The organism is Bradyrhizobium sp. DOA1 (assembly GCF_001593325.1).
In the GTDB taxonomy this organism is placed as follows: Bacteria; Pseudomonadota; Alphaproteobacteria; order Rhizobiales; family Xanthobacteraceae; genus Bradyrhizobium.
In genome coordinates this window covers 2,481,901-2,492,718 of record NZ_JXJM01000001.1, presented here as the reverse complement: position 1 = coordinate 2,492,718, position 10,818 = coordinate 2,481,901, and the positions used below count along the sequence as shown (strand labels likewise).

12 protein-coding genes are annotated in these 10,818 nt (G+C 64.8%); 8 read left to right on the top strand and 4 right to left on the bottom strand.

Annotated elements, in window-relative coordinates; all coding sequences use genetic code 11:
- Positions 1-487: DUF2380 domain-containing protein (locus SE91_RS11780; RefSeq protein WP_156489982.1), on the bottom strand; the 487-nt coding region annotated here is incomplete at its 3' end.
- A 192-nt stretch (positions 488-679) separates the two neighbouring features.
- On the opposite strand from SE91_RS11780, the gene SE91_RS11775 reads away from it, so the two are divergent.
- Together SE91_RS11775 and SE91_RS11770 are read left to right on the top strand one after the other, a co-directional pair.
- The gene (locus SE91_RS11775; protein WP_061847716.1) at positions 680-2,062 is read left to right on the top strand and encodes a sensor histidine kinase; all 1,383 of its coding nucleotides are present in this window, start codon (positions 680-682) and stop codon (positions 2,060-2,062) included.
- A complete protein-coding gene (locus SE91_RS11770; protein ID WP_061847715.1) occupies positions 2,059-2,721 on the top strand; it encodes a response regulator in 663 nt (220 codons plus the stop codon). Before SE91_RS11775 ends, SE91_RS11770 begins: the two co-directional genes overlap by 4 nt.
- Before the next feature lie 4 nt (positions 2,722-2,725).
- Here the strand turns inward: SE91_RS11770 and SE91_RS11765 are convergent, their stop codons facing one another.
- On the bottom strand, positions 2,726-3,568 hold the full coding sequence (locus SE91_RS11765) for a hypothetical protein (RefSeq protein WP_061847714.1): 843 nt from the start codon (positions 3,566-3,568) through the stop codon (positions 2,726-2,728).
- Positions 3,569-3,779: 211 nt separating this feature from the next.
- On the opposite strand from SE91_RS11765, the gene SE91_RS11760 reads away from it, so the two are divergent.
- Genes SE91_RS11760 through SE91_RS11745 form a run of 4 tightly spaced genes read left to right on the top strand, consistent with a single transcriptional unit; the run spans position 3,780 to position 8,132 of the window.
- Positions 3,780-4,649 carry an IclR family transcriptional regulator gene (locus tag SE91_RS11760; RefSeq protein ID WP_060736335.1) on the top strand — a complete coding sequence of 290 codons (870 nt, stop codon included), beginning with the start codon at positions 3,780-3,782 and terminating at the stop codon, positions 4,647-4,649.
- Between the two features lie 15 nt (positions 4,650-4,664).
- Positions 4,665-5,861, top strand: a complete 1,197-nt coding sequence (locus SE91_RS11755) for a CaiB/BaiF CoA transferase family protein (RefSeq protein WP_061847713.1) — start codon at positions 4,665-4,667, stop codon at positions 5,859-5,861.
- 48 nt (positions 5,862-5,909) lie between these two features.
- On the top strand, positions 5,910-6,896 hold the full coding sequence (locus tag SE91_RS11750) for a Bug family tripartite tricarboxylate transporter substrate binding protein (protein WP_061847712.1): 987 nt from the start codon (positions 5,910-5,912) through the stop codon (positions 6,894-6,896).
- Positions 6,897-6,911: 15 nt separating this feature from the next.
- Positions 6,912-8,132 (top strand): ABC transporter substrate-binding protein, encoded by a 1,221-nt coding sequence (locus SE91_RS11745; RefSeq protein WP_061847711.1) that lies wholly within the window; start codon positions 6,912-6,914, stop codon positions 8,130-8,132.
- Positions 8,133-8,159: 27 nt separating this feature from the next.
- On the opposite strand, the gene SE91_RS11740 is transcribed toward SE91_RS11745, so the two are convergent.
- Together SE91_RS11740 and SE91_RS11735 are read right to left on the bottom strand one after the other, a co-directional pair.
- The gene (locus SE91_RS11740) at positions 8,160-8,426 is read right to left on the bottom strand and encodes a hypothetical protein (protein ID WP_082813709.1); all 267 of its coding nucleotides are present in this window, start codon (positions 8,424-8,426) and stop codon (positions 8,160-8,162) included.
- 126 nt (positions 8,427-8,552) lie between these two features.
- Positions 8,553-9,050 carry a ferritin-like domain-containing protein gene (locus SE91_RS11735; protein WP_008548951.1) on the bottom strand — a complete coding sequence of 166 codons (498 nt, stop codon included), beginning with the start codon at positions 9,048-9,050 and terminating at the stop codon, positions 8,553-8,555.
- Positions 9,051-9,298: 248 nt separating this feature from the next.
- Between SE91_RS11735 and SE91_RS11730 the strand changes: the two genes are divergently transcribed.
- Together SE91_RS11730 and SE91_RS11725 are read left to right on the top strand one after the other, a co-directional pair.
- Positions 9,299-9,865 carry a NuoB/complex I 20 kDa subunit family protein gene (locus SE91_RS11730; protein ID WP_502687134.1) on the top strand — a complete coding sequence of 189 codons (567 nt, stop codon included), beginning with the start codon at positions 9,299-9,301 and terminating at the stop codon, positions 9,863-9,865.
- Positions 9,866-9,886: 21 nt separating this feature from the next.
- Positions 9,887-10,735, top strand: a complete 849-nt coding sequence (locus tag SE91_RS11725) for an MBL fold metallo-hydrolase (RefSeq protein WP_061847710.1) — start codon at positions 9,887-9,889, stop codon at positions 10,733-10,735.
- Positions 10,736-10,818 lie beyond the last annotated feature (83 nt).

Sequence of the window (10,818 nt, the reverse complement as noted above, 5' to 3'; positions counted from 1 at the left end):
CTGCCGTCACGTCCTCGAGCTCGAAGTCGAACACGGCGAGCGCGACCGGCGCCTGGGTGCCGAGCGCAGCCATGATCTCGCGGGACAGGAATATCTCGGCGCGCTCCCATGCTTCGTCACTGTCGCCGCGGAAGGAGTAGAGCTTATCCATCGCGAGCTTCTTGGCGCTGACGTCGATCACGGCGACCTTGGCCCATTGCACCAGCGTGCTCGTCTTCTGGATGCCGCCGATGACCTTGAACGCCGCGCCGTCTTCAGCGGACTGCACCAGCCGGTAGCGCCCAGCCTCGCCGATATCCCGCCGGAGCGCGGCCATGAAGGCCGCCAGCCGCCGCTCATGGGCGGCGGTCTGGTTGGTCGGCTCTCCCGACGTGTCGGTATAGCTGAAATCGTCCATGGCAACGCCAATGGCGGCCTGGGCGCAGGCCGGCGAATAAGACAGGCCAAAGAGAAGAAAAGCAGAGAGAATCAACCGGGATCGATGCATGGATGGGCCCCATGGGATGAGCGGCAGCGCAAATCTGGACGGGGCGCTCAAGGCCATGCAGCAGTGGCGGTCCCGACCAATGCCGGGAAAATTTCACGACGTTGCATTGCGGCACGGCGGGAACGCTTCCCGCCGCCAGCGTTCTGCCCTTTAATGCGGGGCAACAAGCCCGTTCGCACAAGGTGCAAGCCGATGTGGAACCGCCCGAGATTCGATCTCAAGGTCCGTCTGACGTTGCTGGTGGCCGGGATATCAGCCGCCTGCTTCGCGGCGATCTCCGCCTATTTCCTGATCGCAGCCGACCGCGCCGCGCATGCGCGCATCGACGGTATCGCAGCCATCGTGGCGAAGTCGCTGGAGCTGCAACAAGGCAAGATGCAATGGGGGACCAACCCGCGCTCGGATTTCCCCAACCTCGATCCGGTGTCGGCCTACGTCATGACGCCCGGCCTGTGTCTTGGCTTCCGTGGCGCGAGCGGCGACATGCTCCAGCGATTCTGTAGCGGCGCGCCGGCCCCCGCGAGCCCGCCGCCGCAGCTTTTTACCGCCTTCTATCGCAGCCTGTTCGACCCCGGTCGCGAGGCGGCGCGGCCCGTGATCGTGCGCGGCGCCAAGCTCGGCGAGACCGTGGTCACTGTCGATCCGGCCGTGCAGACGGCGGAGGCCTGGCACGAGGCCGGCCGCCTCACGATCGCGCTTGCGATCGCGCTGCCGCTGCTCTGCGCGCTGGTCTATGCCGCCCTCGCCCGCGCCCTGCGCCCCACCCGGATGATCGGCGACGGCCTCGAGCGCATCGCCGCCGGCGACCTCACGACGCGGCTGCCGCCGTTCGATCTCGCCGAGCTCTCGGCCATCCGCGACGTCTTCAATCACCTTGCCGAAAGCCTGGACATCGCACTTGCCGAACGCAACGAGCTGACGCGCAAACTGATCGCGCTCCAGGACGAGGAGCGCCGCCATCTCGCGCGCGAGCTGCACGACGAGTTCGGCCAGTCGCTCGCGGCTATCCGCGCGCTCGCCGCCTCCGCGCGCCAGACCGCGGCGCAGGACTGCCCGGACTTGCTGGGAGAGTGCGACGGCATCGCCCGGACCGCGACCGGCATGATGGAGACGCTGCGCGGCGCACTGTTCCGGCTGCGGCCGCCCGACGTCGACGAGCTCGGCCTCGTCGCGAGCCTCGAAGGCCTGGTGTCGGGCTGGAACGGCCGCAGCCGTGGCCAGCCGCGCTTCGAGATCCGGTTCGAGGGTGCCTTCGAAAGCGTGCCCGCATCCGTCAGCGCCAACCTCTATCGCATCGTGCAGGAGGCTCTCACCAACGCCGCCAAGCACGCCGGCGCCACGAAGGTCAGCCTGCATCTGACCACGGCCGACAGCGAGATCGCGCTCGCGATCGAGGACGACGGCCGTCCGAACGATGCCGCGGCGAAATCCGGCATGGGCCTGCTTGGCATGCGCGAGCGCGTCGCCGCGCTTCGCGGCCGGCTGAGCTTTGAGTCTGGCGCCCACGGCTCGGCGCTGCGCGTGTTCATTCCGCTCGCATCCGCCGATCGGCCTGCGCTGGACCACGCGGCATGAGCGGGACCGAGGCGACCATCCTGCTGGTCGACGATCATTCCGTTGTCCGCGAGGGCTATCGCTCCGTGCTCCAGAAGCAACCGGGGCTGCGCGTCGTCGCCGAGGCCGCCGACGGCGCGGAGGCCTATCGCCTGTACAAATCCGAGGCGCCCGATCTCGTCATCATGGACCTCAGCATGCCCGGCATCGGCGGCATCGAGGCCGTCAGACGGATCAGGCAATGGGACAAGGCCGCGCGGATCCTGGTCTTCACCATGCACGAGAATGCCGGCTTTGCGGTGCAGGCGATACGCGCTGGTGCGAGGGGCTATGTCACCAAGACGAGTCCGCCCGAGACGCTGGTGCGCGCGGTGAAGGACGTGCTCGCCGGCAAGATCGCCATCAGCCCCGACATCGACCATGAGCTTGCGCTGAGCCGCATCAGCGGCGAGAGCTCGGCCGCTGACGTCTTGACGCCGCGCGAATTCGAGGTGCTGCGGCTGCTGCTCGCCGAGAACACGACGGAGGAGATCGCCGAGACGCTCCACGTCAGCCCGAAGACGGTGGCGAACCTGCACTCGCTAATCAAGGACAAGCTCGGCGTTGGCTCCGACATCGAGCTTGTGCGGCTGGCGCTGCGCCAGGGCATCCTGACCGAGGTCGACCTCGGCGAAGCCTGATCGCTCAGGCCAGATAGCGCGCCAGATACCCTTCCATGGCGTAGAGCGCGCAGAGCGCGAGACTCGACCACACGGCCGCGCTGAAATACAGGAACATCCAGGTCAGCTCGCCCCTCCAATGCGCGACGTCGTGGGTCACGACCCAGCGCGTCGCGACGTCACGCAGGCCTTCGAAAAAGCCGAGGAACTCGTTGCCCTCGGCGTGCCCTGCCCGCCAGCGGCTGAGATACATCGGCACGTCGACCGTGATGAGAAAGGCGAGGAAGCAGGCGATGCCGACGATGCCTGACATCAGCGCCCAGCGCACCACGCCCTGGAATTCCGGCATCAAGCGGCACAGCGCAATGCCGGCGAGGAAGAAGGTCACGGCCCACAGCGAATTCTCGATCGCATTGTAGAGGAAGTTGGTCGTCACCACCGCGTACCAGGAGAAGCACTCCGCGATGACGATGATCGGCACGATCAGAAGCGCGATGTTCACCGCGGTCTCCGCGCCGGTCATCTGACCAAGCTGATGCAGGATGATCGCCCATTGCGCGGCAAAGCAGAGTTCGGCAACGGTCGCGACCGTGCGGCCGACGAACACGCTCGACAGCCAGGTATCGAACAGACAGATGCGCTGCACGTCGGCGCGCGGCAGCACCGAGCGGAAGGCGCAGCCGAACACATAGCCGGCGCACAGCAGGAACATCAGGCCGATATCCGAGCCGCCGCTGACGCTGCCGGCAACGGTCGGATAGAACTCGCGGTACAACATGAACCAGACGAGGATGTTGGCAGCGCTGACCAGCGTCAGAGACCCCCACCACCACGCGAGGGGATTTGACCGTGCCTGCCACTGCAACATGAATTCGCTCCGCTGTAATCGACGTGACATCTATTCGTAATAATCCTGTCACGAGACACCACGGAATCGCGACAAAAATCTGTGCGCGACGGCGCATTTCCCCGCGCGTGTGAGCCCGCCCGCGAAAACCGCGCGCGTCCGCATAATGGACACAAATACAGATTTCGTGAATCTATTGGACAAATAGTGCAGCCGGGTGCATGAAACCCGTATGGCTCGAACCGCATCAAAACCAGCCCTTGCCTCCTCCTCCGCCGCGGCAGTGCTTGCCGAGAGCGCGGATGACGCCGCGTTTGCAACGACACTGGCCAAGGGCCTCGTCGTGCTTGAAGCCTTCAGGGCCGGCGCAACGCAGCTCGGCAACATGGAGCTGTCGACGCTCACCGGCATTCCGCGGCCGACGGTGGCGCGGCTGACGCACACACTCGCCGAGCTCGGCTACCTTCGCTACGACGCAGAACGCGCCAAATACCGCGTCGGCGCACGTGCCTTGCGGATGGCGCATCCGCTGCTCGCCGACATGCAATTCCGCCAGGTCGCGCGTCCGATGATGCAAGAGCTGGCGCAGAGCGTGCGCGGCACGGTCTCGATCGGACTGCTCGACGCAACCTCGATGATCTACGTCGAAACCGCGCGGTCCGGCGACGTCGGCCCCCACGTTCCCGACATCGGCATGCCGATTCCGGTCGTGATGACGGCGATGGGCCGCGCCGCAGCGGCGACCTTGCCGGCGGCGGACGCCGCAGGACTCGAGCGGCGCATTGCCGCGGAAGATTCCGAGTTGTGGGCGGCCTTCGAAGACAAGTACCGCGCCGGCCTCGCGCAATGCGCCAGCCGCGGCTTCTGCACCTGCTGGGGCGAGTACATGGCCTCGATCCACGCCGTCGCCGCCCCCTTGTTTCACGCAAGCGAGACAGGGCAGTCCTTCTCGATCAATTGCGGCATTCCGGCCTTCCGGCTCGAGCCGGGGCAGCTGGAGCGCGAGATCGGGCCGCGCATCGCAGCGCTTGCCGACAGCATCCGCACCATTGTCGGACAGACGGCACCAGCCGCGCCGCCTCGCAAAACGAGAAAATCATAAGCGCAAGGGAATGACATGGCTGGCCCGCTCGAAGGTTTGAAGGTTCTCGACATCGCGACGATCATTGCCGCGCCATTCGCCGCCACCCTGCTGGCCGACTACGGCGCCGATGTGCTCAAGCTCGAGATGCCCGGGCAAGGCGACGGCGTGCGGTCGTTTCCGCCGTTCAAGGACGGCAAGCCGCTGTGGTGGAAGGCTGCCAACCGCAACAAGAAGCTCGCCACGCTCGATTTGCGGACGCCGGATGGGCTTGCGCTGTTCAAGCAGCTTCTTCCGCGCTTCGACGTGCTGATCGAGAATTTCCGTCCGGGTACGCTTGATCGCTGGGGGTTGTCAAAGGAGGTGCTGTGGTCGATTCAACCGCGCCTCGTCATACTGCGCGCCACCGCCTTCGGACAGGACGGGCCGTACCGCGAGCGACCCGGCTTCGCCCGGATCTTCGAAGCCATGGGCGGGCTCACCTACATCACCGGCGAGCGCGATGGCGAGCCGACCCATCCGGGATATCCGATCGGCGATTCGATCGGCGGCCTGTTCGGCGCGGTCGGCGTGCTCACGGCGCTGTGGAAGCGCGCACGTGACCCCGATGCGCCAGGCGAGGAGATCGATCTGGCGCTGACGGAGTCGGTCTTCCGGCTGCTCGACGTTCTCGCGATCGAGCACGACCAGCTCGGCGCCGTCCGCGGCCGCATCGGCAACGCCAACGGCTACTCGGCCCCCGCGGCCGTGTTTCGCACCAGTGATGATCACTGGGTGACGCTCGCAGGTTCGACCAATGCGCTCTTTGCAGCCAATTGCCGCGCGATCGATCGTCCCGACCTCATCGACGACCCGCGCTTCGCCACCAACGGCCAGCGCGTCAGGCACGCCACTGAACTCAACGATATCTTCGCCGCTTGGTGCGCGGCACACCCGCTCGCCGAGGTCCTTGCGAACTTCAACGCTGCGCAGGGCACGCTCGCACCGATCTATTCGATCGACCAGATCGCCGGCGACCCGCAAGTGCACGCGCGCGAAGCCATCACGCGCGTCCCCGACAAGGATTTCGGCACGGTCGCCATGACCAACGCGGTCCCGCGCTTCACCGTCGATCCCACGCGGTTGCGCCACGCCGCCGGCGACATCGGCCAGGACAATCGCGAGGTCTACCGCGACTGGCTCGGTCTTTCGGAGGCCGAGATCGAACGGCTTACCCAACGCAGGGTGATCTGACGTCGCAAGTCCAACAACAAACCAAGAAAATCAAGGGAGGACCACACAGTGGCAAGATTCGAGGTCACACGCCGAACCGTGCTAGGCACCATCGCAGCAAGCGTTGCAGCCAGCTCGAGCTTCACGGCACGCGCCGAAGACGCCTGGCCCTCGCGCATGGTGCGGCTGATCTCGCCTTACGGACCGGGCGGCTCCAACGACATTTCGCTGCGCCTGCTCGCCGAAGAGTTCGGCCGCAGTCTGCGTCAGCAGTTCATCGTCGAGAACAAGCCGGGCGCCGGGACGCGCATCGCCAACGACCTGGTCGCCCATGCGCCGGGCGACGGCTACACCTTTCTCTATGTCGCGGCCCCCTACGCCACCGCCGAAGCGCTGTTCGGCAAGCTGACCTATGAGCGCAAGGATTTGCAACCTGTCGCAATGGTCGTCGTAGCGCCCCTGTTCCTGATCATCAGCGCGGATGCGCCGTTCAAGACGTTGCCCGCACTGATCGCCTACGGCAAAGCGAAGCCGGACGGCCTCACCTTCGCCTCCCCTGGTGCCGGCTCGCAGCCGCATCTTGCCGGCGAGCTCCTCTTCCGGGACGCCGGCGTCAAGGGCCTCAACATCCCGTTCCGGGGCGATGCCGCCTCCTACACCGAGCTGCTGGCCGGCCGCGTCGACGCCACGCTGACGGCGCTGCCGACCGCGCTGCCCTACATCCAGAGCGGCAAGTTCACCGTGCTCGGCGTCGCCTCGCCGGAGCGCAGCGCACTGTACCCGCAGGCGCCGACCTTGCGCGAACAAGGCTTTCCCAATGTCGCTGCGGCCGGCTGGTACGGCTTCATGGCGCCGGCGACGACACCACGTGCCGTCGTCGACAAGCTCCAGGCCGAGGTTTTGCGCGCGCTCGCCGAGCCACCCATCAAGGACAAGCTGACCGCACAAGGACTCGAGGTGCGACCCGGCTCCGCGGCCGAGTTCGGCGAATTCATCGACAACGAGACGCAGAAGTGGACCAAGCTGATCCGCGATGCCGGGCTCAAAGGCGAGTAAGAGGGGAAATCGGGTATGAAACACGTCCTGGTCAAACGCATCGCGGTCTCCGCGCTCGTTCTCACGCTCTCGATCGTGGCCGCGCAGGCGCAGAAGAAATACGATGCCGGCGCGTCCGACAGCGCCATCAAGGTCGGCCAGACCATTCCGCTGAGCGGGCCTGCCTCGGCCTACGCCGTGATCGGCAAGACCCAGGCCGCCTATGTGAAGATGATCAACGATGAGGGCGGCGTCAACGGCCGCAAGGTCGAGCTGATCCAGTATGACGACGCCTATTCGCCGCCGAAGACGGTGGAGCAGGTCCGCAAGCTCGTGGAAAGCGACGAGGTTCTCCTGACGTTCCAGATCATCGGCACAGCGCCGAACGTCGCCGTGCAGAAATATCTCAATGCGAAGAAGATCCCGCAGCTGTTCGCCGCAACCGGCGCCGCGCGCTTCACCGATCCGAAGAACTTCCCCTGGACCATGGGCTTCAATCCCTCCTACCTCGTCGAGGGCCGGATCTATGCGCAGTACATTCTGAAGAACCATCCGAACGCCAGGATCGGCGTGCTCTTCCAGAACGACGACCTCGGCAAGGATTATCTCGCCGGCCTCAAGGCCGGCCTCGGCGACAAAGCCAAGATGGTCGTGGCCGAGACGTCTTACGAGATCAACGAGCCGACCATCGACTCACAGATCCTGCGGCTGAAGGATGCCGGGGCCGACGTGCTGTTCAGCGCCACCACGCCGAAGCAGGCAGCTCAGGCGATCAAGAAGGTCGCCGAGATCGGCTGGAAGCCGCTCCACATCATCGACATCAATGCCTCCTCGGTCAGCGCTGTGCTGAAGCCGGCAGGCCTCGAAAATTCCAAGGGCATCGTGAGCGTCGGTTATGTCAAGGACGCCGCTGATCCCGAATGGAAGGACGATGCAGGCATGAAGCGCTATCTCGCCTTCATGGCGAAGTACTACCCGGACGGCGACAGGGATTCGAACCTGAACGTTTACGGTTACATCACCGCTCAGCTCCTAGTGCAGGTGCTGAGGCAGTGCGGCGACGACCTCACCCGCGAGAACGTCATGCGGCAGGCGGGCAGCCTGAAGAACGTCGAACTCGACCTGACGTTGCCGGGGATCTCGGTCACGACCAGTCCGACGGACTACCGCGTCAACAAGCAGTTCCAGATGGTGCAGTTCGACGGCCAGCGCTGGCAGAAGCTCGGGGACATCATCACGGACGAAGCGAAAGAGTGAGTTCGCGCAGCCTCATCCCAGCGGCGCTCAGTGCCCTCCAGCACGCCGACCGCCCCTGCGGATGAACTCATCTGACTCATCGATGTGGTGCTGATATTCGGAGATCGCGCGATTGGCCATGCGAATGCGGTTGTCTAGGCCTTCCTCGACCATCATGGTGATACGCTGCGCCAGGAACACGCAGGCCTCGAATTCATCGCGGATGGCGCCGGTCCGCGCCAGGAAGTCCCAGGCGATTTCGTAGGCCTGCTCGGCGGCGGGGTTGCGATAGTCGCTGAAGATAATGTGCGTCATGAGCAGCCAAAGCCGGAGGAAGGCGATCGTTCCTATCGCTCGGATGCATGACCCCGCTGAGCGCGCGCAAAGCCACCGGACGCGTTGAGGCGCCGGTGGCGAGATAGCGACGCGGAACGCTGAGACTTAGGCCGCTTGGCGCTGATGCGTCAGGTACTCCATGGTCACCTTCTCGACATTGGAGTCGATCCAGGACGCCATGCGCTGCTCTTCCTTCAGCGAGGCTTCGAGCAGCGGCTTGGCTTCCGGCGCACCGGCGGGGCCGCAGAGCGCCAGGAGCGATTTGTACGCGGCGATCTCGAAATTCTCGAACGCGTTGTTGGCGAAGGTGTTCTTGAGAATCTCGTCGCCCGCGACCGAATGCGCCATCGCCATCATGTTGGCCATCACCGACTGCGCCGTATCCTTCAGGCTGGACGTGCTCTCCCCGCAAGCCTGGAGACACTGCTCCAGCCGCTTGAGCTGCTCGTTGGTCTCCTGAAGGTGCATCGTGACCTTCGCCTTGACCTCGGGATACTCATCCAGCCGCTCCGACTGGCGTTCCATCAACTCGCGCGCCTGCACTTCCATCGCATGCGCATTGCGTAGTCCCACCACGAACGTATCGCGGGCTTCGTTAGCCATTTTCCTATCCTCCGTTTGACTGGCTTCGTTGCCGCAACCGGGGAGCGCAGGCGATTGTTCCTAACGAGACCAGGGTGATTGCCAGAGGGGCCCGGCCGCCACGACGCATGTTCCGCCGAAGGACCCGGCGTTAACCTGTGATGGCAAAAGCCGAATGGATCTTCGGCGCCAGGAACGCCCAACTTCACCGGCGGTTCTCCGCAACGTCCAGCGGCATCGCGAAGTGGCAACCGCACAGCGAGACAATGATGGTCGACGGGTCCCCACCTGCAAGCAATCTTTTCAACGCCCGTCCCGGACACGGACAGCCGGACAATTCGTCGGACCCGTATTTCATGCAGATCCGCGATGACCTCGCGGACAAGGGATTTTTCACGGCCTCTGCCGAGGAGTTGATCACTTGGGCGCGAACTGGATCGCTGATGTGGATGACGTTCGGGCTGGCCTGCTGCGCGGTCGAGATGATGCAGATGTCGATGCCGCGCTACGACGCCGAACGGTTCGGCTTTGCGCCGCGGGCGTCGCCGCGGCAATCCGACGTCATCATCGTGGCAGGCACCTTGACCAACAAGATGGCTCCCGCCTTCCGCAAGATCTACGACCAGATGCCGGAGCCGCGCTACGTGATCTCGATGGGGTCCTGCGCCAACGGCGGCGGCTATTACCACTATTCCTATTCCGTCGTCCGCGGTTGCGACCGTGTCGTGCCGGTCGACATCTATGTTCCCGGCTGCCCGCCGACGGCGGAGGCGCTGCTCTACGGCGTGATGCTGCTTCAGCAGAAGATCAGACGCATGGGCACGATCGAGAGATAGTTGAATGCATCGAGACAGGACATGAGCCAAATTCCCCTCTCCACATCGGCGGAAGCCGAACACGCCCAATCCGATCTCGATCGCAACGACAACACCCGGCAGATCGTCGCGGATGTCGCCTATCGGCAACTGGTCATCGTCAACGTGATGTTCGTCGGACTCGAAGGGGCCGGCGACGGCAATTGGGTTCTGGTTGATGCCGGCATTGCCGGCTCGGCGAAGGCCATCCGCTCCGCAGCCGGCGCCCGCTTCGGCGGACATGGTCGCCCCGCCTGCATCATCATGACGCACGCTCATTTCGATCATGTCGCCGCTCTCGAGACGCTGGCGAACGAATGGGAGGTGCCGGTCTATTCGCATCACGGCGAGCATCCTTATCTCGACGGCACACGAAGCTATCCGCCGGCAGATCCCAGCGTCGGTGGCGGGCTGCTGGCGCGACTTTCTCCGCTGTTTCCGACCAGCCCGGTGAATGTCGCGTCGCAACTCTACGACCTCCCCTGCGACCACAGCGTGCCTTTCATGCCCGATTGGCGCTGGATCCACACGCCTGGGCATACGCCGGGCCACATTTCGCTCTGGCGCGAACGCGACCGCGTGCTGATCGCCGGCGACGCCTTCATCACCACGCGGCAGGAGTCTGTCTATGCGGCGATGACGCAGAGCCCGGAGATGCATGGGCCTCCGATGTATTTCACGCCGGACTGGGCGAGCGCGAAGGCGTCAGTGCGCGAACTTGCCGCGCTTGCTCCTGAGATCGTCGTGACCGGACACGGCGCAGCGATGCAAGGACCGGAGATGCGCGCAGCGCTCGACGCTCTCGCAGAACGATTCGACGAAGTGGCGGTGCCTCAAAACCAACGAGCATAGGAACGGACGACGTCGGGCGTGATTGGTCGTCATCGTAAACCCCAAGGAGACACGACATGCGTAAGACAATTCTGACGATCTTC